At 72.2% G+C, this 25,189-nt stretch carries 23 protein-coding genes; 12 read left to right on the top strand and 11 right to left on the bottom strand.

Annotation, left to right across the window (positions count from 1 at the left end; all coding sequences use genetic code 11):
* Positions 1–3: 3 nt before the first annotated feature.
* The 5 genes from QRN23_RS13925 to QRN23_RS13945 form a co-directional block, all read right to left on the bottom strand.
* Complete coding sequence (locus tag QRN23_RS13925) at positions 4–552, bottom strand: pilus assembly protein CpaE (RefSeq protein WP_285063859.1); 549 nt, start codon at positions 550–552, stop codon at positions 4–6.
* 160 nt (positions 553–712) lie between these two features.
* On the bottom strand, positions 713–1,189 hold the full coding sequence (locus tag QRN23_RS13930) for a DUF3060 domain-containing protein (protein ID WP_285063861.1): 477 nt from the start codon (positions 1,187–1,189) through the stop codon (positions 713–715).
* Positions 1,190–1,287: 98 nt separating this feature from the next.
* Positions 1,288–1,743 carry a DUF3060 domain-containing protein gene (locus QRN23_RS13935; protein ID WP_285063862.1) on the bottom strand — a complete coding sequence of 152 codons (456 nt, stop codon included), beginning with the start codon at positions 1,741–1,743 and terminating at the stop codon, positions 1,288–1,290.
* A complete protein-coding gene (locus QRN23_RS13940; protein ID WP_285063863.1) occupies positions 1,743–2,168 on the bottom strand; it encodes a hypothetical protein in 426 nt (141 codons plus the stop codon). Before QRN23_RS13940 ends, QRN23_RS13935 begins: the two co-directional genes overlap by 1 nt.
* Before the next feature lie 152 nt (positions 2,169–2,320).
* Entirely contained in the window at positions 2,321–5,020 is a 2,700-nt protein-coding gene (locus QRN23_RS13945) for an Ig-like domain-containing protein (protein ID WP_285063865.1), read from the bottom strand.
* Between the two features lie 176 nt (positions 5,021–5,196).
* Between QRN23_RS13945 and QRN23_RS13950 the strand changes: the two genes are divergently transcribed.
* Positions 5,197–7,389, top strand: coding sequence for an ATP-dependent Clp protease ATP-binding subunit (locus tag QRN23_RS13950; protein WP_285063866.1), 2,193 nt, complete (start codon positions 5,197–5,199; stop codon positions 7,387–7,389).
* A gap of 18 nt (positions 7,390–7,407) precedes the next feature.
* Entirely contained in the window at positions 7,408–8,031 is a 624-nt protein-coding gene (locus tag QRN23_RS13955) for a phosphoribosylanthranilate isomerase (protein ID WP_056049650.1), read from the top strand.
* A gap of 57 nt (positions 8,032–8,088) precedes the next feature.
* On the opposite strand, the gene QRN23_RS13960 is transcribed toward QRN23_RS13955, so the two are convergent.
* On the bottom strand, positions 8,089–9,135 hold the full coding sequence (locus QRN23_RS13960; protein ID WP_055978224.1) for a threonine aldolase family protein: 1,047 nt from the start codon (positions 9,133–9,135) through the stop codon (positions 8,089–8,091).
* 206 nt (positions 9,136–9,341) lie between these two features.
* On the opposite strand from QRN23_RS13960, the gene QRN23_RS13965 reads away from it, so the two are divergent.
* Positions 9,342–9,806 carry a hypothetical protein gene (locus QRN23_RS13965; RefSeq protein WP_056049647.1) on the top strand — a complete coding sequence of 155 codons (465 nt, stop codon included), beginning with the start codon at positions 9,342–9,344 and terminating at the stop codon, positions 9,804–9,806.
* Between the two features lie 45 nt (positions 9,807–9,851).
* Positions 9,852–10,772, top strand: a complete 921-nt coding sequence (locus QRN23_RS13970) for an AEC family transporter (RefSeq protein WP_285063868.1) — start codon at positions 9,852–9,854, stop codon at positions 10,770–10,772.
* A 46-nt stretch (positions 10,773–10,818) separates the two neighbouring features.
* Here the strand turns inward: QRN23_RS13970 and QRN23_RS13975 are convergent, their stop codons facing one another.
* Positions 10,819–11,655: an exodeoxyribonuclease III gene (locus tag QRN23_RS13975; RefSeq protein WP_285063869.1), complete on the bottom strand. Its 837-nt coding sequence runs from the start codon at positions 11,653–11,655 to the stop codon at positions 10,819–10,821.
* Between the two features lie 122 nt (positions 11,656–11,777).
* Between QRN23_RS13975 and pyrE the strand changes: the two genes are divergently transcribed.
* Both pyrE and QRN23_RS13985 read left to right on the top strand, forming a co-directional pair.
* Positions 11,778–12,329 carry an orotate phosphoribosyltransferase gene (gene pyrE / locus QRN23_RS13980; protein WP_055978230.1) on the top strand — a complete coding sequence of 184 codons (552 nt, stop codon included), beginning with the start codon at positions 11,778–11,780 and terminating at the stop codon, positions 12,327–12,329.
* Entirely contained in the window at positions 12,326–14,695 is a 2,370-nt protein-coding gene (locus tag QRN23_RS13985) for a septum formation family protein (protein ID WP_285063870.1), read from the top strand. Before pyrE ends, QRN23_RS13985 begins: the two co-directional genes overlap by 4 nt.
* Before the next feature lie 31 nt (positions 14,696–14,726).
* Here QRN23_RS13985 and QRN23_RS13990 read toward each other — a convergent pair whose 3' ends face one another.
* The gene (locus tag QRN23_RS13990) at positions 14,727–15,539 is read right to left on the bottom strand and encodes an HAD-IIA family hydrolase (RefSeq protein ID WP_056049640.1); all 813 of its coding nucleotides are present in this window, start codon (positions 15,537–15,539) and stop codon (positions 14,727–14,729) included.
* A gap of 74 nt (positions 15,540–15,613) precedes the next feature.
* Here QRN23_RS13990 and QRN23_RS13995 point away from each other — a divergent pair, with 74 nt between their 5' ends.
* From QRN23_RS13995 to QRN23_RS14015, 5 genes are all read left to right on the top strand, one after another.
* Complete coding sequence (locus QRN23_RS13995; protein ID WP_285063872.1) at positions 15,614–16,258, top strand: TrmH family RNA methyltransferase; 645 nt, start codon at positions 15,614–15,616, stop codon at positions 16,256–16,258.
* Positions 16,259–16,369: 111 nt separating this feature from the next.
* The gene (locus tag QRN23_RS14000; protein WP_285063874.1) at positions 16,370–17,482 is read left to right on the top strand and encodes a glycosyltransferase; all 1,113 of its coding nucleotides are present in this window, start codon (positions 16,370–16,372) and stop codon (positions 17,480–17,482) included.
* A gap of 104 nt (positions 17,483–17,586) precedes the next feature.
* Positions 17,587–18,609 carry a glycosyltransferase gene (locus QRN23_RS14005; RefSeq protein ID WP_285063876.1) on the top strand — a complete coding sequence of 341 codons (1,023 nt, stop codon included), beginning with the start codon at positions 17,587–17,589 and terminating at the stop codon, positions 18,607–18,609.
* The gene (locus QRN23_RS14010; RefSeq protein ID WP_285063877.1) at positions 18,606–19,889 is read left to right on the top strand and encodes a hypothetical protein; all 1,284 of its coding nucleotides are present in this window, start codon (positions 18,606–18,608) and stop codon (positions 19,887–19,889) included. Before QRN23_RS14005 ends, QRN23_RS14010 begins: the two co-directional genes overlap by 4 nt.
* The gene (locus QRN23_RS14015; RefSeq protein ID WP_285063878.1) at positions 19,886–21,259 is read left to right on the top strand and encodes an O-antigen ligase family protein; all 1,374 of its coding nucleotides are present in this window, start codon (positions 19,886–19,888) and stop codon (positions 21,257–21,259) included. The genes QRN23_RS14010 and QRN23_RS14015 overlap by 4 nt, the downstream gene beginning before the upstream one ends.
* Before the next feature lie 134 nt (positions 21,260–21,393).
* Here QRN23_RS14015 and QRN23_RS14020 read toward each other — a convergent pair whose 3' ends face one another.
* Genes QRN23_RS14020 through QRN23_RS14030 form a run of 3 tightly spaced genes read right to left on the bottom strand, consistent with a single transcriptional unit; the run spans position 21,394 to position 24,590 of the window.
* Positions 21,394–21,972: an arsenate reductase/protein-tyrosine-phosphatase family protein gene (locus QRN23_RS14020; protein ID WP_159825760.1), complete on the bottom strand. Its 579-nt coding sequence runs from the start codon at positions 21,970–21,972 to the stop codon at positions 21,394–21,396.
* On the bottom strand, positions 21,969–23,378 hold the full coding sequence (locus QRN23_RS14025; protein ID WP_285063879.1) for a tyrosine-protein kinase domain-containing protein: 1,410 nt from the start codon (positions 23,376–23,378) through the stop codon (positions 21,969–21,971). The genes QRN23_RS14020 and QRN23_RS14025 overlap by 4 nt, the downstream gene beginning before the upstream one ends.
* 51 nt (positions 23,379–23,429) lie before the next feature.
* The gene (locus tag QRN23_RS14030) at positions 23,430–24,590 is read right to left on the bottom strand and encodes a glycosyltransferase (RefSeq protein WP_285063880.1); all 1,161 of its coding nucleotides are present in this window, start codon (positions 24,588–24,590) and stop codon (positions 23,430–23,432) included.
* 143 nt (positions 24,591–24,733) lie between these two features.
* Here QRN23_RS14030 and QRN23_RS14035 point away from each other — a divergent pair, with 143 nt between their 5' ends.
* A complete protein-coding gene (locus QRN23_RS14035) occupies positions 24,734–25,150 on the top strand; it encodes a DUF3151 domain-containing protein (RefSeq protein ID WP_285063881.1) in 417 nt (138 codons plus the stop codon).
* Positions 25,151–25,189: the final 39 nt, after the last annotated feature.

Here is a 25,189-nt window from a genome sequence, read left to right on the forward strand (position 1 = left end):
CCGTCAGCGGGCCTCGGCCTCGACCTCGTCGTCGACATCGACGTCGACCTCGTCGAGGCGCAGCGACGCGTCGATGTAGGCGAGCAGGGCGTGCGCGTAGGCGTCCTCGGCGACGGAGGCGCGGTGCCGGAGGTCCGTGTCGCCCCTCGTCGGGCGCGTGGTCACCTCGTAGACGAACCCGCCGCCGTCTCGGTCGCCGCTGATGTCGGGGTCGCCGCCTGGGTTCGTGGTGCTGTCGCTGCCGGGGCGGGAGCCGGTGTCGACCTGTCGCGCCAGCCCGCGGAACACGGGGCCGAGGAGCTCGCGCAGCTGGTCCTCGCGGGGCAGCCACAGGCTGTCGTCGGCGGCGACCGAGTCCAGGGCCCACTCGGTGGTGCCGTTGAAGCCGAGCTCCGTGCCCGTGGGGTACTCGTGGACCTCGATGGTCATGTCGCTGAGCGTGAAGACGTCGCCGTCGAAACCCGGGGTCTCGATGACGAAGCGGTCTCCGGCGCGGGGCCGCCAGCGCAGTCCGGCGTCGCGCAGGCGGCGGGCGAGGGCGTGGTCGAGCATCGGCCCATGATGCACCGTCGAAGTGGGAGGGAGCGCCGGGGTGCCGACCCGCAGAGATTCGCGCCCGATCGCTCGGGCTCGGGCTCGGGCTCGGGCTCGGGGTCGACTCGGACTCGGGCTCGGATGCGCGCGCGGGGGAGGGGTGGTCCGGACCGCCGCGTCAGCGAGTGGTGACGACGTTGCCCGTGCCGTCGGTGTTGAGCAGGGGCTGGAGGTCGTCGTCGAGCCGGATGGTGTTGTCGTCGCCCATCGCATCGACCTGGTCGACGCGGGGCACGTCGACGGTGTTGCGGTCGCCCATGACGACCACGACCCGGGTCGGACCGAGGGTCAGCTCGGCGTCGCTGCCGTTGACGATGACGGTGTCGCAGCCGTCGGGCAGGCTCTTGGTGCGGGGTTCGCCGTCGCCGAACTGCATCCAGGCGAAGCCGTCGACGCAGGTGTCGTCGGCGGGCTCGGTCGCCGTCGAGTCGCTGCCCGCGATGGAGGGGCCGCCCGCTGGCGGTGCGGTGGTGGTGGACGTCATGGTCGGGGAGGGGCCCGGGTCGCTCGTCGAGGAGGCGCTCGTGCAGCCGGCGAGGCCCGCGCCGAGGGCGACAGCTGTCACGAGGCTGATCAGGGTCGAGGTCGTCGTCATGGGGTGCTCCGGGGCGGGGAAGGAGGGTGGGTGGTGCGGTTCGGGGGCGTCAGAGGACGAAAGGGCGGGTCCAGCCAGAGACTGGACCCGCCTCCCGGTCACTCCGCGGCGGGTTCGGCCGCAGCGGTGACGGAGTTGGCCTGGCCCAGGTCGTCGATGGCCGGGGCCTCGCCGGCGTGGTGGACCGTGTTGCGGTCACCGGCGAGCTGCACGGTGCCGACGTCATGCACCGAGACGGTCACGTCGGAGCCTTCGACGACGAGCGTGCCGACCTCGTCGAGCACGACGGTCCCGGTCGAGCCGACGATCGAGACGAGGTCGCAGCTGCTCGTGTCGAGTGACGGTGCGTCGTCGTCGGTGGCCCCGAGGTCGACCAGCATGAAGCCGTCGTCGCAGCTGCCGACAGGGGCGGCGTCCAAGGAGGCGGTGCTGCTGACGGTCGGGCTCGGTGTCGCGTCGGTCTCGGCGGAAGAGCACGCTGCGAGCGAGAGGATCATCGTGGTCGCGACCAGGGCGGCGGAGGCCGGCCCGCGCCGGCGGAGGACGCCGACCATCAGCGGGCGGTGACGGTGTTGTCGGTGGTGCCGTTCTCGTTGACGGTCGGAGCGGCCCCGGTGTGGCTGACGGCGTTGCCGTCGCCGGCGAAGTCGACCGTACCCACGGCACCGGCCGTGACGGTGACGCCCTGGCCCTCGACCACGAGGTGGCTCACGTCGGCGAGGGTGACGGTGCCGTCGCTGCCCACCACGTTGATGCTGTCGCAGGGCTCGGTGAAGGTGACCTCGGGGGTGTCCTCGTCGAGGACGACGACGGCGTTGCCGTCGACGCAGGTCTCGGTGACGGCGGGCTCGGGGGTGACCTCGGCGAGGGGCGTCGTCTCGGCCTCCGCCTCGGTGCTGGTGGCGTTCGAGGTGCAGCCGGCGAGGGCGGCGACGAGCACGACGCCGAGGGCGGCTGTCCGCAGGGTGGTGGTGCGCATGGTGGTTCCCTTCGGGAGGTGGGGGGACGGTGCGGGGCGTCGGCTCGGGATGCGGCCGGCGGATGGTCTGAGGGGGCCGGGGAGGCACCGTGTCGGTGCCTCCCCGGCGGGGTGGTGCGGTGTCGCTGTGGTGCGGGTGTCGCGGTGTGGTGCTAGTTGCCGCTGGGGTGCCAGGCGAAGCCGCTGATCGGGTCACCGGTCTGGCCGTCGAGGGCCTTCTGGGTGATGTTCAGCGTGTAGTTGTGGCTGGGACCCCAGGCGCGGCTGAAGGACCAGTTGCCCTGGCCGTCGGCCTGCACCTCGCGGTAGACCGTCGAGCTCGTGGCGGAGCTGATTGTGACGGTGGCGAACGGGCTGGCGGTGCCGGTGAACGTGGCGGCCACTCCGTTCTCGTAGGTGTCGCCGACCGCGGGGCTGGTCAGGACGAGCGGGGCGAACCGGGGTGCCTTGACGTTGACCGTGGTCTCGGTGGTCGTCTTGTCGGGGTTCGTCTGCGTGACCTTGATGGCGTAGTCGTTCGCCGGGCCCCAGTTGCGTTCGGGCAGGGCCCAGTTGCCCTCGGAGTCGACCTCGGCCTGGCCCATGGGCACGTTCCAGTTGTTCGTGGCGTTGACGGCCCGGACGGTGGCGCCGGGGGTGCCGGTGCCCTCGAGGACGTTCAAGCCGGGACGGTAGGTGTCACCGTCGGCGATGCTCGTGACGGCCACGGGGACGTTCGTCTCGCGGTAGTCGAGGTGGATCGTCTGTTCCTGGACGTTGCCGTTCTTGGTGGCGACGAAGGTGATGTCGTAGCCGGCCGAGGTGGGGCCGAGGTAGCGGTCGAAGGCCCAGTCGCCCTGGAGGCTCGCGGTCGCGGTGCCCATGGGGGTGCCCCACTGGTTCGTGGCGGCGATCGCGGCGTTGGGTGCCGCGGTGCCGCGGAACGTGGTGGTGCCCTCGGAGTAGGTGCTGTTGTTCGTCGGGCTGGTGACCTGGAACGCGACGACGTTCTCGTAGTTCAGCTTCAGCGTCACGACCTGGGGGGTGCCCACCTGGGGCGTGGCGGTGAAGGTGATGAGGTATCCGGCGGTGGTGGGGCCGAGGTTGCGGTTGAAGGCCCAGGTGCCGTCGGCCGCGATCGCGGCGCCCATGGGGGTGCCCCACTGGTTCTTCGCGGTCACGGTCGAGCCGATCGGCGCGGTGCCGCGGAAGGTGGTCACGCCCGCTTCGTAGAACTGGTCGTTCACGTGGCTCGTGACGCTCAGGGGCCGTTCTTCGGCCACGCGGTTGATGGTGTGGGTGATCTGCTGCACGTCGTCGCCTGCCGTCTGGGTGACGACGAGGTTGCTCGTGCCGAGGCTGAGCCCACGGTTCGGGGTGATGGTCCACTCGCCGTCGACGACGGTGCCGGTCCCGATGATGCTGTTAGGCCCGTAGCCGATGGTGACGGTGGCGCCGTCCTGGCCGTGACCGGAGAAGACCGGGCGGCTGGTCGTGACCGTGGAGCCTGCTTCAGGGGTCTCGACAGTCGGGGCGACGATCACGGGGGGCTGTTCGCCGTTCTCGGGGTTAAGGGTCACCGTCGAGGTGGTGGTGTTGTTGCCCTTGCCGGACTGCATGGCCTCGAGGACGTGCTTGCGGTCGTCGACGTTGGTGGTGCGGATGGTGAACTGGCCGTTGGCGAGGACCTGGGCGGTGCCGAGGACGGTGCTGCGGCCCTCTTCGCGGACGACGACCTGGGCGCCGACCTCGCCGGTGCCGCGGATGGTGACGGGGCCGCCGTCGTGGGCCATGCCCTCGACAGGAGCGGTGATCTGGACCGCGGCGCCGTAGGCGACGGAGACGATGATCTCGCCGGTGGCCTCGCCGTCGATCTCTTGGTGGACGCGGACGTCGTAGTCGCCGCCGGCGTTCGGTGCGCTGATCGGGGTCGACCACGTGCCCGAGCCCAGGCGGGCCTCGGTGCGGGTGATCTCGTCGCCATTCACGTCACGGATCACGATCGTCGCGCCGGGCTGCGCAGTGCCGGAGAGCACGGCGTTCTGGCCGAGGTCGGCCGGGAACGACCCCACACCGGTCACGGGGGCGACCTTCAGCTCGGCGTCGAGGGTGGTCTCGCCGGTCTTGACGGTGTCCTCGTACTGCTCGAGGGTCACCGGGTTCGACCCGAGCTTGAGGTCGATGAGTTCGTAGGACCACGTGCCGTCGGTACCGGCCTGGACCTGGTCCTCACCGTTGATCACGACGTACGCGGCGGGCACGGCCCAGCCCGAGATGCGGGCGGTGCGGTTCGGGATGTCGACCGAGTCGACCTTCGCGGACAGACCGGCTTCGACGCCTTCGAACTCCGCAGCGGGGCCACTGCCACCCATGGCGAAGTAGGAACGCTTGTACGCGTCGACATAGCGGACGGTGTTCGTGACGTACTGGCCACTCTGGCGGTTCACCATCCGGCCCTGCGCGTCCAGACTCCATTCCGTGTTCGTGCCGCTGCAGGATTTGGTGTGAAGCGTGTCGCCCCCGGTCATGGGGAAGATGCTGAGGCACTCGCCCGTGGCTGATCCGTCCCTGACGACCGCGCGGAACCAACCCTCGCCCGTGGAGTCGATGCGGAGCCCGGCCGAGGCCGCGTCAGCGGCGGCTTTCGTGTCGTATTGCTGGATGTGTGTCGGCGACGAGGGCAGGCCGCCGTAGTACTTGCCGTTGCCGACTGGCGAGACGACCTTGGCGGAGGACCCTGGCACGGGCAGGGCCGTGGTGGAAGCATCCGCCGGGCTCGTCGCCGTTGCCGCCGCAGGTCCGAAGCTGAGACCGGTGACGATCGTGGCTGCGGCGAGCCCGATCGCGCCGGTGCGCTTGAGAGTTTTTTTCATGTGTGAGAGGTGTTCTTTCATGTCTGGGCAACGCGATGCGCCGCCAGGCGAACAGATAGTGAAATGTTAGACACAAAACAAGGCATGCACAACATGACAAGTGCGAGGGCTTGCGATCCGGGCGTGTCGGCGTAAACTTGAGCCAGCTCCACTCAAGTTTCGAGAAAGGCACATCCATGGCGAACATGCAGGGCGCTCCGGCTTCCGACGAGAAGCAGAAATCGGCGCTCGAGAAGTACGGCGTCGACCTCACCGCCATCGCCCGCAGCGGCAAGCTCGACCCCGTCATCGGCCGCGACGCCGAGATCCGTCGCATCAGCCAGGTGCTCACCCGCCGCACCAAGAACAACCCCGTCCTGATCGGCGAGCCCGGCGTCGGCAAGACCGCCGTCGTCGAGGGCCTCGCCCAGCGCATCGTCGAGGGGGACGTCGCCGACAGCCTGAAGGACAAACGCCTGATCAGCCTCGACCTCGCCGCCCTCGTCGCCGGGGCCAAGTACCGCGGAGAGTTCGAAGAGCGCCTGAAGGACGTGCTGAAAGAGATCACCAAGAGCGACGGCCAGGTCATCACCTTCATCGACGAGCTGCACACCCTCATGGGTGCCGGCGGGGGCGAGGGTTCGGTCGCCGCCTCGAACATGCTCAAGCCGATGCTCGCCCGCGGCGAGCTGCGCCTCATCGGCGCCACCACCCTCGACGAGTACCGCCAGTACATCGAGAAGGACGCAGCCCTCGAGCGCCGCTTCCAGCAGGTCTACGTCGGCGAGCCCAGCGTCGAGGACACCGTCGCGATCCTCCGCGGGCTCAAAGAGCGGTACGAGGCGCACCACGGGGTCACGATCACCGACGGCGCCCTGGTGGCCGCCGCCTCCTTGTCCAACCGCTACATCCCCAGCCGTCAGCTGCCCGACAAGGCGATCGACCTCGTCGACGAGGCGGGCTCGCGCCTCAAGATGGAGATCGACTCGTCGCCCGTCGAGCTGGACCAGCTCTACCGGGGCCTGGTGCGCCTCCAAATCGAAGAGCTGGCCCTCAAGAAAGAGACGGACGACGCCTCGCAGGCGCGTCTCGCCACCCTGCGCGAGACCATCGCCCAGCAGCAGGCCGCCTACGACGACCTCGACGCCCGCTGGCAGGCCGAGAAGGCTGCGCTGCAAGGCGTCGGCACGCTGCGAAGCGACCTCAACGACGCCCGCATCGACGCCGACCGTGCCCTGCGCGAAGGGCGCTACGAAGACGCCGCCCGCATCAGCTACGAGCGCATCCCCGACATCGAGAAGCGCCTCGCCGACGCCGAGTCGTTCGAGAAGTCGGGCGACCGGCTGGTCAGCGACTCGGTCACCGACGCCGACATCGCCGAGGTCGTCGCCGCCTGGACCGGCATCCCGGTCGGTCGTCTGCTCAGCGGCGAGACCGAGAAGCTGCTGCACCTCGAGAGCGAACTCGGGAGGCGCCTCATCGGTCAGAAGGCCGCCGTCCAGGCCGTCAGCGAAGCGGTGCGGCGCACCCGCGCGGGCATCAGCGACCCCGACCGCCCGACCGGTTCGTTCCTCTTCCTCGGCCCCACCGGGGTGGGCAAGACCGAGCTCGCCAAGGCCCTCGCCGACTTCCTCTTCGACGACGAGAAGGCGCTCGTCCGCATCGACATGAGCGAGTACGGCGAGAAGCACAGCGTGTCCCGCCTCGTGGGCGCGCCTCCCGGGTACGTGGGCTACGAAGCCGGTGGTCAGCTGACCGAGGCCGTGCGTCGTCGCCCGTACAGCGTCGTGCTGATGGACGAGGTCGAGAAGGCCCACCCCGAGGTCTTCGACGTCCTGCTGCAGGTGCTCGACGACGGCCGGCTGACCGACGGGCAGGGCCGAACCGTGGACTTCCGCAACACGATCCTGGTGCTGACGTCGAACCTCGGCTCGCAGGTCATCACCGATCCCGGCCTCAGCGACCCCGAGAAAGAAGAGCTGGTGCAGGGCCTGGTGCGCCAGGCGTTCAAGCCCGAGTTCGTCAACCGGCTCGACGACATCGTCGTGTTCTCGACCCTCAGCACCGACGACCTCGGCCAGATCGTGTCGCTCTACGTCGACCGCCTCGGACGACGGCTCACCGATCGCCGCCTCGCGCTCGCCGTCACCCCCGACGCGCGGGCCTGGCTCGCCGACCGCGGCTACGACCCGATCTACGGCGCCCGGCCGTTGCGCCGCCTCATGCAGCGTCAGATCGACGACAAGCTCGCGATGGCGCTGCTCGGGGGCGAGATCGCCGACGGCGACACCGTGCGGGTCGACGTGGCCGACGGGGGCGAGGGGCTGACGGTCGTGCGGCACGACGTCGGCGAGCCCACGCCCGGCGACCTGGACGACCTGCCCGCCTGAGCCCGGCAGACTGGAACCATGCGCACCTGGGTGAAGATCTGCGGCCTGTCCACGCCCGAGACGGTCGACGCCGCCGTCGAGGCCGGGGCCGACGCCGTGGGGTTCGTCTTCGCGGCCGGCAGTCCGCGCACGATCGATCCCGAGGGTGCACGCGCGTTGGCGGCGCGCGTGCCGGCGGGCGTCGAGACCGTCGGCGTGTTCCGCGGGCAGGGCATCGAGACGGTGCTCGAGTCGGCCCGCGCCTCCTCGGTGTCGACCGTCCAGCTGCACGGCGACGAGACCCCGGCGGACGTTGCCGCCGCCCATGCGGCGGGCTTCCGGGTGATCCGTGCCGTCAGCGCCGCCGTCTACGCGGCCGAACCCGAGGAGGCGCGGGTCGCCTTCCGAGAGGACGCCCTGCTCCTCGACGCGATCGACCCCGGTGCCGGCGCCACCTTCGACGTCGGGCCGCTGCTGTCGGCGCCGCCTGCCCGGGAGTGGCTGCTGGCCGGCGGGCTCACCTCGGACAACGTCGCCGGGCTGCTGGCCGGACTCCGACCCCATGGTGCCGTCGGGGTCGACGTCAGCTCGGGCGTCGAGTCGTCGCGCGGCGTGAAGAGCGTCGACCTGATCCGTGCGTTCGTCGAGGCCGCCCGAGCCTGAGCGAACCCGGCCGGAGCGGACCTGGCCTGACCCGACCTGGCCTGAGCGGACCCGGCCTCAGCCGACGAGCGTGCGGGCGTCCTCGACGAACCGGTCGACGTGCGCCTCGGTGGTGTCGAACGAGCACATGAGTCGCACCTCTCCCGTGGCGCGGTTCCAGTCGTAGAAGTGGTGCGCGGCGCGGAGGGGCTCCACGGCCTCGGGCGGCAGGACGACGAAGACGGCGTTGGCGTCGACCGCCTGGGTGACAGCGACGCCCGGCAGGGTGGCCAAGCCGTCGGCGAGACGGGCGGCCATCGCGTTGGCCCTCGTCGCCGACCGCAGCCAGAGGTCGCCCTCGAGCATGGCCAGGAACTGTGCCGAGACGAAGCGCATCTTCGAGGCCAACTGTGCGTCCATCTTGCGCAGGTAGACCAAGCCGGCCCGTGCTTCCTCGGAGAAGGTCACGACCGACTCGCCCAGCACCAGGCCGTTCTTCGTGCCGCCGAACGAGACCGAGTCGACGCCGGCGTCGCGCGTGATCGCGCGGAGCGGGACGCCGAGGGAGGCGGCGGCGTTCGCCAGGCGCGCGCCGTCGAGGTGCACCCGCATGCCGAGCGTGTGCGCGTGGTCGGTCACGGCCCGGATCTCGTCGGGCGTGTAGACCGTGCCGAGCTCGGTGCTCTGCGTGATCGTGACCGCGAGGGGCTGAGGGCGCTGCTGGTCGCCCCAGCCGTAGGCCTGCCGGTCGATCAGCTCGGGCGTGAGCTTGCCGTCGGGGGTCGGCACGGTCAACAGCTTGATGCCGCCCAGGCGTTCGGGAGCGCCGCCCTCGTCGGTGTAGACGTGCGCGGTCGTCGCGCAGATCACGGCCGCCCAGCGCGGGGTGAGGGCCTGGAGGGCCGCGACGTTCGCACCGGTGCCGGTCAGCACGGGGTCGATGGTCGCCCCCTCGCCGAACGTCTCGACGACGACCTCGGCCAGCCGCTGCGTGTACGGGTCGGCGCCGTACGAGCCGACGTGGCCGCCGGCGGCGTCGACGATCGCCTGCAGCACCTCGGGGTGGGCTCCGGCGTAGTTGTCGCTGGCGAACGTGTGGACCGAGGGATCGTGGAGGCGCGTCACCCGTCGATTCTGCCCGACGGCCGGGTCCCGGGGTGTCAGGAGGCGCGGGGGCGCAGGGGAGTGCAGGGCCTGTTCCGAACGGTGACGGCCGCAACGTCTTGTGCAATGTAAATGTCACACGTAGAGTAGTACGTGACGCATCGTCGACTCGATGTCCCGCCCGGTCGGACCCGCCGGGCGCTCCTTCCACCCCGAGAGGCCCCGTCATGCTGTTCGCCCACGCCCCGAAGCTCGTCCTCGCCGGTCCGTACCCGGTGATCCGTCCCGTCGCCGATCGGGCGGCGGCACTCGACGCCGAGGTCGTCGTGCTCTCGTGCGAGATGGCGACCCCGATCGACGACGTCGTCGGCTTCGACTGGGCCGTGGTGGCCGTCGACGCCGCCACCCCGACGGCGGTACAGCTCGACCGTGCGGTCGACAGCCTCGCGGACGGCCTGCGTCGCGGTGCCCTCGTCGTCGTCGCGTCGGATCGCCCGGTCGCCCAGGCGGCGAGGCGTTTCGCCGACGACCTCGCCCGCGCCAGCGGGCTCCCGACCGGCGAGGCGTTCGCCGTCGCCGCGTGCGAGGCGGGTGTCGTCGCCTGGGCCGTCGACGCCCAGGCCGAGGACGAGGCGGCGCATCTGCTCGAACGCATCGGCGCCCCGGTGGGGGACGGCGTGCCCGTGGCCTGACCCGGTCGTCCCGCCGGCCCCCGGGGCGTGCGACAGGATGGACCCATGGGTGGAGTGCTGATCGGGTTCGCGATCATCGGCGTGATCATCGTGACCGGCTACGTCGTCGGTCGCATCGACCTGCTCGGAGACTCCGGCCACCGGGTGCTCTCGCGCCTCGTCTTCTTCGTCCTCACGCCCTGCCTGCTGTTCTCCACCATCTCGCAGGCCGACGTCCACGTGCTGTTCTCGCGGTTGTTGGTGGTCTCGGCGCTCGCCTCGCTCCTGGCCGCCGTCCTCTCGGTCGTCGTCCTGACGTTCGTCCTCCGACGCAGTGCCGCGCAGACGGCCATCGGGACGATGGGTGGCGCCTACGTCAACGCGAACAACATCGGCCTGCCCGTGGCGACCTACGTGCTGGGCAGTGCCACCTTCGTCGCCCCCGTCCTGCTCTACCAGCTGCTCGTGCTCACGCCGATCGTGCTCGCCGTCATGGACACCGTGACGAACCGCGGCAGCAGCCTCGGGCGCACCATCGCCCGACCGTTCACGAACCCCCTGCTGATCGGGTCCGCCCTCGGTGTGCTCGTGGCGGTCACCGGCCTCGAGATCCCCCAGGCCGTCCGCGAGCCGTTCGAGTTGGTGGGCGGTGCCGCGGTGCCGGTCGTCCTGCTGTCGTTCGGCATGTCGTTGTACGGCTCGAAGCCGTTCCAGGCAGGGCAAGGGCGCGCCGACATCGTCGTCGCCGTCGTCCTCAAGCTCGTCGTCATGCCGGTCGCGGCCTGGCTGCTCGGGGCGTTCGTCTTCGACTTCGACCGCGACGAGCTCTTCGTGGCGGTCGTGCTGGCCGGTCTGCCGTCGGCCCAGAACGTCTTCAACTACGCCCAGCGCTACCAGACCGGGGTCGTCGTCGCCCGAGACACGGTCTTGGCGACGACCATCCTCTCGGTTCCCGTGCTGGTGCTGGTGGCGGCGTTGCTCGCCTGACCCGCGCCTCCTGGTGTCGAGCGCCGCAGGCGAGCGGGGCCGGGGTTCAGAAGATCATCGGGCGGTCGTCGTCGAGCTCGGTCTCGAGGTCGAGGTCGACGACCACGGGGACGTGGTCGCTCGGGGCGTCGCCCTTGCGCTCGTCGCGATGGATGGCCGCGGACGTCACGAGGCCGTCGAAGGCCTTCGAGCCCAGGATGAAGTCGATGCGCATGCCCTCGTTCTTGGGGAAGCGCAGCTGCTTGTAGTCCCAGTAGGTGTAGCCGTCGGGCAGGCGCGAGCGGACGACGTCGGTCAGGCCGACCTCTTCGAAGCGGAAGAAGGCGTCGCGCTCGGGTTGGCTGACGTGCGTGTGGCCCTCGAAGACCGACATGTCCCACACGTCGCTGTCGAGCGGTGCGACGTTCCAGTCGCCCATCAGGGCCAACGGCTGGTCGGGGCGCGCGGCGAGCCAGGCCTCGGTCTCGGCGGCGAGCTTCGAGAGCCAGTCGAGCTTGTAGTCGTAGTGCGGGTCGCCCAGTTCGCGGCCGTTGGGCACGTAGAGGCTCCACAGGCGGACGCCCTCGACCGTGACGCCGATCGCCCGCGCCTCCTTGGGCTGGTCGGGGCCTTCCTGGCCCTTGGCGAAGCCCGGCTGCGACGGGAAGGTGATCTCGACGTCCTCCATCGGCAGGCGGCTGACGAACGCGACGCCGTTCCACTGGCTGAGCCCGTGCAGTTCGACCTCGTAGCCGGCCTCGCGGAAGGCGTCGTAGGGGAACTGCTCGGGCTTGCACTTGATCTCTTGCAGTCCCGCGACGTCGACGTCCTCACGGACGAGCCAGTCGACGACCCTGCCCACTCGAGCCCGGACGGAGTTGACGTTGTAGGTCGCGACGCGCATGCCGACCACGGTACCGGGCCGGCACCGGCGGGGTCCGAGGCCGCCGCCGTCCACCGACGGGGCGTCGAGCCGTGTCCGCCCGCCCCGACGTTCGGAGCCCGCCTGCTCTACCATGGGTCACCGTGACCGACGCACGCACGCAGCTCATCGACTACATCGGCTCCGAGGCCGTCTTCCACGGCGACTTCACGCTGACCAGCGGCAAGAAGGCGACGTACTACATCGACCTCCGCAAGGTCAGCCTCGACCACCGCGTCGCGCCCCTGATCGGCCGGGTCATGGTCGACCTGATCGACGAGGTGCCCGACGTGTTCGCGGTCGGTGGCCTGACGATGGGCGCCGACCCGATCGCCGCCGCCGTGCTGCACCAGGGCGTGGCGCTCGGCAAGGACTACGACGCCTTCGTCGTCCGCAAGGAGCCCAAGGACCACGGCCGCGGCAAGCAGGTCGAGGGCCCCGACCTCGAGGGCAAGCGCGTCATCGTGCTCGAGGACACCTCGACGACCGGCGGTTCGCCCCTCGCCGCCGCCAAGGCCCTCGAGGCCGTCGGAGCCGAGATCGCCGCCGTCGCCGTCGTCGTCGACCGCAGCACCGGGGCCCGCGAGGTGATCGAGGCGGCCGGCTACCCCTACTTCGCCGCGATCGGGCTGGAAGACCTCGGGTTGACACCGTGACCGACGACCGGCCCAGGGGCGACGACGGCGACGACGCCGGGCGCGACGACGCCAGCGACTGGCTCGCCGCCCAGTTCGACGGTGCCGACGACGACGACGCGACCGACACCCCGTCAGGAGGCGCGGGTCGTCTTCCCGACACCGCCCCCGAGGACGTCCCCACCCAGGCCCTCGACCTGCCGCCGGCCACCCGAGCGGTCGACGTCCCCCACGACGACGACGACCCCGAGCGACCGGCTGACCCGGGTGGTGCGTCCGTGCCCACGGGCTCGGCCGAGGTGTCGCCTCCGACCCCCTTGCCGTTCGTCGTGCCCGAGTCCCCGGCCGGGACGCCTCCGCCGAAGACCTTCGGTCACCCCCAGGCACTCGACCTCGGAGCGCTGACGGGGTCCGTGCCGCCGCCGCCTCCGTCGTCCGTGCCCGTTCCCGACCTTCCCGCTCAGCCCGAGTCGAGGCGACCCGAGTCGCCGCCGTCCGACCCCGAGGACGCCGATGACGCCGGTGATGCCGCTCAGGCGTCGGGTCTCGCCGACGTCGAGGAGCGTGCCGGCGTGAGCGACGAGCCAGGGCCCTTCACCGCCCTCATCTCGGCACCCCGGGCCGAATCCGCCGAACCAGCGACCTTCGACTGGGATGCTCTGCCCGAGCCCGAGCCCGAGCCCGAGCCCGAGCCCGAGCCCGAGCCCGAGCCCGAGCCCGGGCCGGCGTCCGATGTCGAGCCCGAGCCCGGGCCGGCGTCCGATGTCGAGCCCGAGTCCGAGCCGATGCCCGAGCCCGAGCACCGAGCGGAGCCGACGTTCCAAGCGGCGGCAGAGCCAGAGCCGACGCCCGAGGCCGAAGTCGAGCCCGAGCGCCTCGTTGAGCCGGAGTTCCAAGCAGAGCCGGAGCAGACGCCCGAGCCAGAGCCGATGCCCGAGCCCGAGCCGGAGTTCCAGGCAGACCCCGAGCCCGAGCCGGCGTCCGATGTCGAGCCCGAGCCCGAGCCGGCCGTCGATTCCCGCGAAGGCGGTGTCGAGGCGCCGTGGTGGGTCGAAGAGCACCACGAGATGACGCGGCGTGAGCGTCGTCTGGCCGAGGCAGCCGCAGCTGCTGCGGCCGCTGCCGCCTCGGCGGCCTCCCGTGGCGGGGTCGAGCCCGGCGTCCCCGGCGCCGCGGCGGTCCCCTCGACGCCGACGCTGACGCCGACGCCGACGCCGACCCCCACGACCCAGGCGTCGTCCGTCCCGGAGCCCAGGGCCGACTCCGGCTCGAGGGGGGACCGCGAGCCCACCTTCACCGAGATCCTCGGCGTCGTCCCGTCAGGTGCCGGCACCGCGGCCGTCGAGCCGCGGGGCGCACGTCCCGAGAGCGAGCACGAGCCCGAGCACGCGACGAACGCGGACGACGCCCCCGGCGCCTGGTCGCTGTCCGGCTCCGGCGATGTGCCGCCGTCCGAGGTCGGGCCCGTGCCCGACGTCGAGCAGTCGTCCCGCGCCGACCGAGACCCAGACGCCGACGCCGATGACGAGGGCCTGGACGACGGGGCCGAGGTGACGACCGCGACCGCGCTGTTCGCGCCTCCTCGTTCCGCCCTCGACGAGCGCCCCGACGTCGACGACCCCGGAGTCGATGCCACGCAGGTGCTGCCCGGCGTCTCGATGAGCGCCACCTCGGCCCTGACGGGTGAGCGGCCGCGCCGTGAGGTCGGCGGAGCCGGCGTGTTCGTGCCGCAGACCCGTCCGGTGGACGAGAGGCCCGCCACCACGCCGCGCACGGCAGGCCTGGCCGAGTGGGTCCGGTCGCACAAGGGCTTGGCCGCCGTGGGTGCCGGGCTCGTGATCCTGTTGCTGCTGGTCGCGCTCTTCTTCCTCTCGCGATCGCTCTTCGCCTCCACCGACGACCTGACGAGCGACGCGTCGGCCGCCGCCGCGGCACCGACCGCGGCCCGGACCGTGACGGCTGCGCCGGTCGAGCCCGCCGCCGAGGTCGCCCCGGCCGGGCCGCTCGCGGCAGGCACGCACTCGTACGCCGACCTGCAGGGCGGCGAGTGCTTCTCGGCGTTCGAATCGGCCTGGCAGCAGGACTACGAGGTCGCCGACTGTGCGCAGCCGCACGTCGCCCAGCTCACCCGACTGGGCACCCTCGACGGGGACGCGGCCGCGGCCTACCCGGGTGCCGACGTGCTGCAGAGCCAGATGAACCTGCTCTGCACGGGCGCGGACGCGCTCGACCGGCAGGCCGCCGCGGCCTACCCCGACGTGCAGTTGCTCGCGAGCTTCCCGGCCGACGCCGACGCGTGGGCCGCCGGCGACCGCACGTACTCGTGCTTCGTCAACCGCAGCGGCGGCGAACCCCTGACGACCAGCCTCGTCGCCGTCGCGGGCTGACGCGTCGAGGCTGCCCGCGCCTCCGGAGGCCTCAGGCCTCGGACGGCACCACGTCGGACTCGATCGGCTCGCTGCGCACCAGTTCGTGCACCCCGGCCAGGATCTCGTTCGGCCGGAACGGGTAGCGGTCGATCTCGGCCTGGTCGCTGATGCCCGTCATCACGAGGATGGTGTGCAGCCCGGCCTCGATGCCGGCCATGATGTCGGTGTCCATCCGGTCGCCGATCATCGCCGTGTTCTCGCTGTGCGCGCCGATGCGGTTCATCGCCGAACGGAACATCATCGGGTTGGGCTTGCCGACCACGTAGGGCTCCTTGTTGGTGGCCTTCGAGATCATCGCGGCGATCGCGCCCGTCGCGGGCAGCACGCCGTCGGCGCTCGGGCCCGTGGCGTCGGGGTTCGTGACGATGAAGCGTGCACCGCCCAGGATGAGCCGCACGGCCTTGGTGATCGAGTCGAACGAGTAGTTGCGCGTCTCGCCCACGACGACGTAGTCGGGGTTGGTCTCGGTCATGATGAACCCCGCCTCGTGCAGGGCGGTGGTCATGCCGGCCTCGCCGATGACGAAGGCCGAGCCGCCGGGCATCTGTGACCGGCAGAAGTCGGCGGTGGCGAGGGCGCTCGTCCAGATGCGCTCCTCGGGCACGTGCAGCCCCGAGGCGCGCAGACGGGCCGCCAGGTCGCGCGGGGTGAAGATCGAGTTGTTCGTCAGCACCAGGTAGGGCGTGCCCTCGTCCTGCCACTGCTGGATCAGGTCGGCCGCGCCGGGCAGGGCGTGGTTCTCGTGGACGAGCACGCCGTCCATGTCGGTCAGCCAGCATTCGACGTCTTCGCGTGCACCCATGGCGCTCACCTTAGCGAGGTGCCCTGACGACGAGGAGGCGAGGGTCGCCTCCGCCCACCGCCTACCCTGGTCGAATGCCCCAGGACGAGTCCCCGACCCCGCCGAGCGACGAACTCACGCACGGGGTGGGCCCCTGGCCCGGCGGCGAGGAGGCCTGGCCCGAGGGGGACCACTTCGACCCCGAGCTGCTGCGCGAGGGTGACCGACGCAACGTGGTCGACCGCTACCGGTACTGGACGATGGAGGCCGTGGTGGCCGACATCGACGCGCACCGGCACGGCTTCCACGTCGCCGTCGAGAACTGGCAGCACGACATGAACATCGGGTCGATCGTGCGCAGCGCCAACGCCTTCGCCGCGGACACCGTGCACATCATCGGTCGCCGCCGGTGGAACAAGCGGGGGGCGATGGTCACCGACCGGTACCAGCACGTGCTGCACCACCCCGACGTCGAGACGTTCCTGGCGTGGGCCCGTGAGCAGCGCCTCCCCGTCCTCGCCGTCGACAACGTCGAGGGGTCGGTGCCGATCGAGACGTTCGACCTGCCCGAGCGCTGCGTCTTCGTCTTCGGGCAGGAGGGGCCGGGCCTGTCGCCCGAGGCGCTCGCGGCGGCCGAGGCCGTGCTCGAGATCTCGCAATTCGGCTCGACGCGCAGCATCAACGCGGCGGCCGCCGCCGCCGTGGTGATGCACTCGTGGGTCGTGCGTCACCGCTTCTGACCCCTCGAGTCGGGCGATCGTTGACCTGACTCATATTTCACACCTATACTCTTGATGTTCGGCTTGAGGGTCGATCACCTCCTGTCTCCCGAACAGAAGCGAGAGTGCTCCGTGCCGTCGTCCGCCCCGTCCCCCGCCGCTGGCGGCTCCCGCTCGGCGCCCCGGGTCCTGCTCGTCGCGGCGCCGTTGATGGCCCGCAGCGGGGTCTACCGCTCGACCCACGACCTGGTCGCCGAAGCGCGGGGCCGGGGGCTCGACTGGCGAGCCGTCGTGGGGCTGCGCCCGACGGCTCGCGGCACGGTCGCGACCACCCCCGGCGTCCGCGAGGTGACGGTCCACGCGCACGGTCGCGCGGTCGTCGACGAGGTCGCCGGTCTCGTGACGAGCGCCCCCGAGGCCGATGCCGCCGACGTGGTCGTCACGCTCGTCACGCAGAGCGACGTCGCCCTCGCCCGGCTGCGCCGTCACGGGTCCACGCCCTGGGTGGCGTGGGTCCGCGGACTGCCGTGGCCCGCTCCCGGCGAGCAGGCGCGCCTCCGTCGGGTCGCCCTCCGCCTCGTCGAGGGTCGCGCCCTGCGCGGGGCCGACGACGTCTGGGCGACGACGCCGGTCCTCGCCGACGAGGTGGCGCGGGCGCGCCGTCCCCACCTCGTCCCGGCCGGCATCCGTCTCTCGGCCCGCAGCTCGTGGGGCGAGGCGGCCACGCCTCTCGTCTGGGCGGCCCGGTTCGACGTCGACAAGCGGCCTGCGGCGTTCGTCGAGCTCGCGGCACGGGCGGGCGTCCCCGGCTGCCTGCACGGGCAGGGTCCGCTCGAGGACCGGCTCCGCGCCTCCTTGCCCGACGGCGTGACCATGCCCGGGTGGGTCGACCCGGCGAGGCTGTGGGACGACGCCGGACTCTTCGTCGGGACGGCCTCACGAGAGGCCTTCGGTCGCAGCGCCGTCGAGGCCGCCGCCGCGGGCGTGCCCGTCCTGCTGGGTGACAGCTACGGTGCCGCGCCCCTCCTCGTGACCGACCCCGACCTGCGACGACGACTCGTCCTGCCCGTGGGCGAACCCGACCGGTGGCTGTCCGCCGTCCGCGACCTGACCGCCGACCGCGCGCTGCGCCGGACGGTCTCGGACCACGTCGCCGCGAACGCCTCGCTCCTGTCCGTCGGTGCGTCGGTCGACGCCGTGGCCGACCGGCTGTCCCGGCTCGGCATCACGGCGGCCGCCCGATGAGCGGCCCGTCCGGTCGTCCGACCCGAGCGCCTCGCCCCGGGGCGGGTCCCCTCCGGGTCCTCCAGTACGGGGTGCACGACACGGGCTACCCCCGTAACGTCCGCGTGCGGGCCCACCTCGAACGACAGCTCGGCGCGTCGGTCGTCGTCGCCCCGCGGTCGCGTGCCGCGGGTCGGCTGCGTCGCGCGATCGAGGACGTCCGCTCACTCGTCCGGGGCGCCCGGCAGGCCGACGTCGTCCTGCTCTCCGAGTTCCGGCTCAGCCACGCGCCGCTCGCGTGGCTCGTCGCCCGTCTGCAGGGTGCCGCTCTCGTCGTCGACGGGTTCGTCGGTCAATACGAGACGGCGGTCGACGACTGGCGGCGCGTCTCCCCGGCATCGCCCGCGGCCCTCCGGTTCCGTGTGCTCGACGCCGCGGCCGTGAGGTGCGCGGATCTCTACCTGATCGACACCGAGCCACGGGCCGCCGAGATCGTCCGGCGCCACGGCCCTTCGGCGACGGTCGTCCCCCTCGCGGTCGGTGCCCCGACCTGGGCCACCCGGCAGCCGCCCGCTCGGCCTCACGACGCGCTCCGGGTGTTGTACTACGGGGGGTACATCCCCCTCCACGGCGTCGATCTCGTCGTCGACGCCCTCACACTGATCGGGGCCCGTCGCCGGGTCGAGGTCGTCCTCGTCGGCGACGGTCCCGCCCGCCGGGCCGTCGAGGCCCGGGTCCGTCGAGCGGGCCTCGGCGACCGGTGCACCTTCGTCGACGCGGTGCCCGAAGACGAACTCCTCGCCCACATCGCGCGGGCCGACGTCGTCCTGGGGGTCTTCGGCTCCTCGGCCAAGGCCCGCGGCGTCGTGGCGAACAAGGTCTGGCAGGGGCTGGCATGCGGTCGGACCGTCGTCACGCAGCGATCCAGCGCCCTCGACGACGTCCGGTGCGCGGCAGGGGGCCTGCTCGTCCAGACCGAGCCGGCCAGCGCCTCCTCGATCGCCGACGCGTTGGTGGGGGCCCCGCTCGCCCACCAGGCGGAGTCGCCGCGCGACGTCGCCGAGCGCCTCGAGTCGGTGGTGCAGAGATCGTACGACCGGTTCACGGACCACCTGTCGGCCCTCGGCCCTCGGCGGGTCCACTCGTGAGGGGATTCGGGTGGCAGATCGGCCGTCTCGCCCTCCACCTGCTCGTGCCGGCCCTCGGTGCGGCCGCCCCGCTGGCCGTGATCCCCGCGATCACCTCGACCCACGGGGCGTCGGGCTGGGCGGCGGTGGCCGTCGGCCTGTCCGTCGGCATCGCCACGGCGGTCGTCGCCGAGCTCGGCTGGAGCATCGTGGGCCCGCAACGCGTCGCCCGGGCGACCCGGCCACCCGGTGACCTCTTCGCCACCGCATCGGCCAGCAAGCTCGTCGCCACCGCCGTCCTGCTGCCCGTCGCGGCGGCCGTGACGCTCGCCGTCGTGGACGAGCACCGCCCGGCGGCCGCGCTCGTCTCCGTGGGTGTCGCGCTCGGCGCACTCAGCCCGACCTGGTACTTCATCGGCCTCGGGCGCCCGCTGTTGGTCCTCGTCGCCGAGACGTCGCCGCGCGTGCTGGTCTCGCTGGTCTCGGCCGTCGCGATCGCCGCCGGTGCGCCGCTCGAGGTCTACGGCGCCGGCATGGTCCTCGCTGCCGTCGTCACGTTCGGCGTCGCGCCTCGTCTCGGGGGCGCCCGTCCGCCCGGGGCGGACGACTTCCGCGCGGTCCCGGCCGTCGTGCGCTCCCAACTCGTCCTCGTGCTCGGGAGGGGCGTGGCGACGACCTACAAATCCCTGCCCGTGGCCCTGCTGGGCGCCGTCTCGCCCGGTTCCGTCGCCGGATTCGCCGCGGTGGACCGACCCTTGCGCATGGGGCTGCAGGTCGTGTCCGCGATTCCCGACCGCCTGCAGACGTGGGTGGGCGTGCCCTCCGCCGAACTCGCGCACCGTCGCAGCCTGGTCTCCCTCGGTCTCAACGCCGGGCTCGGCCTCGTGGTCGGCGTCGGTTTCGCGCTGTCCATGCCGGCCGTCGCCGTCGTCCTCTTCACGGGCACCGTCCCGGTGTCGCCCGACCTCGCCCTGGCGGGCGGCGTGCTGATCACCGTCATCTGCGCGTCTCGTGGCGCCGGCCTCGCCCTGGTCAGTGCAGGGCGCCACGCCCAGACGACGACGGCGTCCGTCGCGTCGGCGGTCGTCGGCGTTCCGGGAGTCCTCGTGCTCGGCGCCCACCACGGCGCGCTGGGCGCCGTGTCGGCACTCGTGTCGGCCGAGGCCGTGGGGCTCGTCGTCCAGCTCGTCGTCCTCGCGCGGTCGCGCCGCGCCTCGTCCGTGCCGGCCGTCGAGCCCGCCGCCGAGCCCGCCCCGGTCGGTCCGTCGAGTCCGCACGCTCGAGGGGAGGCCGCCCGATGATCGTCGTCCTCGCCGGTGCCGCCGCGGCGGCCCTGGTCGCATTCGTCGGCGGGCTCCTCCTGCCGGCCGACCGGCGACGAGGCGCGGCGCTCGTCGTCGCCTTCGCCGTCCTGATCTCGACGACGTCGGGTTCCGCGCCCGACATCGTCCGCCACGCCGCCGTGGCCGCCGTGGCCGGAGTCTCGGTGGCGGCACTCGTCTCGCCCCGCTCGTGGTCCGTCGGCCGCCCGCGGGCCACACTGGCGACGACCGCGTTCTTCGCCTTCTCGATCGTCTGCGTGCTGGCGCTCGCCCCGTCGACGATCGTCCTCATGGCCGAGCTCGCGGCGATCGGGGTCGCGATCTCGTGGCTCGTGTCGACGTCGTCGCCCCGCGACCTCCGCGTGTTCGTCCGCGGTCTCGTCGTCCTCGGCCTCGCGCAGGTCGTGGTCGGAGTCGTCGAGCTCACGGTCACCCATCGTCCGATCCCCTTCGGGTACAAGGTCCTCGCGACGGGCCGCTCGTTCGTCAGCGACAACAAGATCCTGCCCGGTGGTCTCGTCCGGGTCGAGGGCACCCTCGGCCACCCCATCCCGTACGCCGTGTTCCTCGCGGTCTGCCTGGTCCTCGTCCTCGTCGCGCGGCGGACCTTCCCCGTCTGGTTTCCGCCGTTCGCCGTCCTCGTGCTGTCGGCGGGCATCCTGCTGTCGGGAAGCCGAAGCGTCGTCGCCGCCGTCCTCCTCGCCGTGACCTACGTCCTGATGACCTCCGAGGCGCGGTCCCGGGCAGCGAAGATCGTGCTGACGGTGCTCGGGGCGGTCGCGGGTGCCGCCGCCCTGGCGTCCGAGATCGTCGACGCGGTCGGGACGCTCGTGGCATCCGGCTCGTACGAGAACCGGATGGGGGCGGTCCGATCGGTCCCCGGACTCCTCGCGCGGCCCGCGCTCGAGGCATTGGCCGGCAGCGGCTTCGGAAGCGAGGCCGAGTTGTACGCCCGTGGCCTCCTGCCCCAGGAGGGCTTCACGGTCGTGGACAACCAGCTCGTGACCACGCTCGCCACGTTCGGTATCGCCGGGATCGTCTCGCTGGTGGCGGCGCTCATCGTCGGGTTCGTCCACGCCTCCCGGACGGGGCGGGCAGTCCTCGTCGTCATGATCGTCACCCTCTTCTCGTTCGACTACTTCGTCTGGTTCTCGACGTCCGCGATCTTGTGGGCCTTCTGCGCCTTGCAGGACCGTCCCGGCGACGACCGAGCCGCGCTGGACCCGTCCGGGGCGCACCCGTCAGGGTCGCACCGGGGTCGCGACGACCGGGGTCGCGACGACCGCGTCCTCGGCGACGCGTCGGACCGGCCCGGCGTCGTCGGCGGCACCCTCACGGCAGCCCGCTGAGCGAGCGGGACCGTCCCCGTCGCGGGACCGTCCTCGTTGCGGGACCGTCCCGCCGCACGGTCGTCCCCGGTGACGACGAAGCGCCCCGACGACCAGGTCGTCGGGGCGCTCCGTCGGAGGCGGTCGGGGCGGGGTCAGGCTCTCAGGGCTCGCCCGAGGTAGGCGAGGACGTCGTTCGTCGCGTCGACGATCTGGGCGGTCGACTTCGCGTACACGTCGGCTCCGAGCCCGAAGGGGTCGACGACGTCGTCCTCGTCGGGCGTGACGAGGGCGCCGGAGCCGCGGTGCGCCGCCGCGAGGGCGACGACCCGGTCCAGACGCTCGGCGGGGTCCGGGGTCGATGCGATCGCGCGTGCTGTCTCGTGGGGATCGACGAGACGACTCAGGCGTGCGAACTCCCGCAGGGTGAAGGTCGTGCGGTTCGCCCTCGGCACCAGCGAGACGACGGCCCGGCGGTGTTCCCGGGCGAGCGCCAGGACGAGGGGAGCGCGACCCACCACGTCGGCCGTCAGCTGACGGGCACGATGGGTCGACAGGTCGAGCCCGAGGGACTCGGCGGCCTTCAGGGTGGGACGTGGCGGCGATTCGCCCACCACCGCCGACGTCCCGAAGCTCTCGACGGCTGCCGACGTGGCACTGCGCACGAGTTCGGCGGCCAGCGGCGAGCGGCAGATGTTCCCGGTGCACACCATCACGAGGGGCGGGATGGTCATCGGGCCGCCGCCGTCGAGGCAGGGACCGAGTTCGTGGTCACCGAACCGTAGTAGCCCCCGTAGGCGCCGTACCCGTAGGCACCCAGGCCCTTCGTCGGGGCCATCGTGAGGACGACCCCCAGGGTGCGGCTGCCGATCTCGGAGACGGCGGCGAGGGCCTGCTTCAACTGGTGGCGCGACGATCGCTGGGCGGCGGTCGCGACGATCACGCCGCTCACGCAGCGGCTGAGGACGGCGGCGTCGGTCACCGGCAGCAGGGGCGGGGTGTCGATGATGACGAAGTCGTAGTCGACCTCGACCGTCGAGACGAGGCTCGCCATGGCGAGCGAGCCGAGCAGTTCGCTCGGGTTCGGCGGAACGGTGCCCGAGGGCAGCACGTGGAGGCCCAGGCGTCCCCACGGCTGCACGACGTCCACGAGTTCTGCCCGTCCGACGAGCAGGTCGGTCAGTCCGACGGCGCCCTCGAGGCCCATGACCTCGGCGACGCGGGGCCGGCGCAGGTCCGCGTCGACGAGCAGCACGGAGGCGCCGGTCTCGGCCAGGCAGACGGCCAGGTTCGCCGCCGTCGTCGACTTGCCCTCGCCGGGCATGGCCGACGTGACGATGAACGTGCGGCTGCGTCCCTCGAACGAGACGAACTGGAGATTGGTGCGGAGGGCGCGGTAGGACTCGGCGAGTGGGCTGCGCGGATCGTTGTTGACGACCAGCGGGGCCGAGGAGGCTTCTGTGTGGAAGCCGATGCCACCGAGCAGCGGGGCGTTCGTCACCCCCTCGACGTCGGCCTTGCTGCGGATGCGCGTGTCGAGGGTGTTGCGGAGGAGGGCCAGGGCCGTGCCCGAGAGGATGCCCAGGACGAGGGCCAGGCTGATCCAGAGGACCGGCTTGGGGTTGGCCGGGCTCGTCGGCACGACGGGAGCGTCGATGGACTCGACGGTGACCAGCCCGCTGCCGCCGCCCACGGGTTGTTCGAGTTGCTCTTCGACCACCTTCTCGAAGCTCGTGGCCACGGCGTCGGCGAGTCGTGCGGCCTGGGCGGGGTCGCCGTCGGTGACCGAGATGTCGATCAGCGACGTGTTGACCGGGCTGGAGGCCGAGATCTTGGAGGCGAGCCCGGCGGGGGTGGTGTCGAGCCCGAGATCGGCGATGACGGGTTCGAGCACTCGACCCGACGTGACGACGGAGACGTAGGAGCGCACCTTGGCCTGCGCGGCGCTGCTGCCCTGGACGAGGTCGCCGGCGTCCGACGAGCCGATCGACGAGACCGAGACGAAGAGCTGGGTCGACGACGAGTACGACTTCGCCGTCGCGAGCGACACGGTCGCCCCGAGCAGCACGGCGCTCAGGGTCACGACGACGATGAGGACCCACCGCGTCCGGACGACGGTGATGAAGGTCTTGAGTTCCATGGAGTTCTTCCCTGCTGAACGGCGTGGTGTCGGATCGGGGGCTGATCGGGTCTAGGACGGTCGGAGGGCCGGCAGGCGGAGCGCGTCGCGGACGACGTCGGCCTTCTGTCGCCACGTGGCGTCGGGAGGGATGGCCCCCGGGAGCCGGGGCACCCGCCCGTCGGAGTCTGCGGCGAGTGCGGCGAGCACCGAGGCGTGCCCGGCGGTGTCGGCGACCGTCACGCCGTCCAGGCCACGCGCCTCGATGCCGCAGACGGCCGTGCTGAGGACGGGCAGACCCGCCGCGCGGTACTCGTAGGTCTTGATGACGTCGCCGCCGACCTCGCGCTCGCCGACGTGGTGGGGCACCCAGCCGACGTCGAAGGTCTGCAGCAGGGCCGGCACGCGGTCGTAGTGCACGTCGCCCAGCAGGGTGACGTTGGGCGACTCGGCCAGCACCCCGTACTCGGCGTCCAGCACGGGGCCGGCGAACACGAACGACACGTGGGGCAGGGCGGCGACGGTCGTCAGGATGCCGTCGAGGTCGAGCCTCCGCCCGATCTTGCCCACGTAGCCGACGGTGGTCGGGCCGGTCGCCCGGCTCGTGCCGTCGAAGCGGTGGGGGTCGCAGCCGTTGGGCAGCAGGACGACGTCGGTGCGTCCGTGTCGGCGGGCGAGGTCGGCGGTGCCCGCGCCGTTGGCCGTCACGACGTCCGCGAGGGCGAAGGCGGCCGAGTAGGCCTCGTCGACCTCGGCGCGGATGCTCTCGAAGGCGTAGTGCCGGCTCCAGTCGTCGAGCAGGTCGAGGACGACCCGCCGGGGACCGGTGAAGGGGTTGGCCGCGACCGGGGCGACGGCGGCGAAGGGGTTCCAGACGAGGGCCGGCACGGATGCCGCCGACGGGGGCAACGCGGGGTAGGCGCGAGCGGACGCGACCCACCAGCGTCGTCGGTCGCGCGGGTCGGGAGCCCGGAGCGTGATCGGGTCGACCGACCGGGTGCCGGGGGCCGGTGCCCCGATCGGACGACGGCGGGCGATCGAGGTCACGAGGGGCTCCGGCCTCGAGACGACGGTGACCCCGCCACGGCCCGCGAGGTCGTGACCGAGCCATTCGATCAGGTGACCGTCCCGGGTGCGGTAGCCCTCGTCGAGGAGCTTGCGCTGGCCGTGCATCGGGTACGCCAGGAGGGCGGGGGAGTCGAGGGCGGCGCGGCGCGGTCGGGTCGTGGGCACGGTGGTCTTTCGTCGAGAGCTCGCGGGCACCGTGGCGCCCGATACGGCCGATGACCGTGTGTGATATCTCAGTATTGCACGACGAAACGAGTTATACCAGGGTCCCGACGGTCCCCGGGACGGACGTCGGGGATGATGGGGGGATGACCACAACGAACCTGCTCGGCGTGCCCGAGACCCGCCTGCCCGCCGAACCCGACGTCGTCGCCGACCTCGAGACGCTGACGACGGCCGAGGTCGTCGTCGCCCACCCCACGTCGTCGCTCGCCTGGGCGCTGCTCAGCGACGAGGCCGACGCCCGAGGCGCCGAGCTCGAGGCCTACGCCTATGCCCGCGTCGGCTACCACCGCGGGCTCGACGCGCTGCGCAAGGCGGGGTGGCGCGGACAGGGCCCCGTGCCGTGGTCGCACGAACCCAACCGGGGCGTGCTGCGGTCCCTCTTCGCCCTCAGGCGAGGTGCGGCCGCCATCGGCGAGGTCGACGAGGTCGAACGTCTCACGACGTTCCTGCACGACGCCGACCCCGCCGTGCTCCCCACCCTCGAGACCCGCACCGACTAGCGGCGCGACCGTCTCGGGAACGCAGGAGGCGCGGGTCAC

The sequence above is a fragment of the Frigoribacterium sp. ME-P-080 genome (assembly GCF_030209595.1).
GTDB lineage: Bacteria > Actinomycetota > Actinomycetes > Actinomycetales > Microbacteriaceae > Frigoribacterium.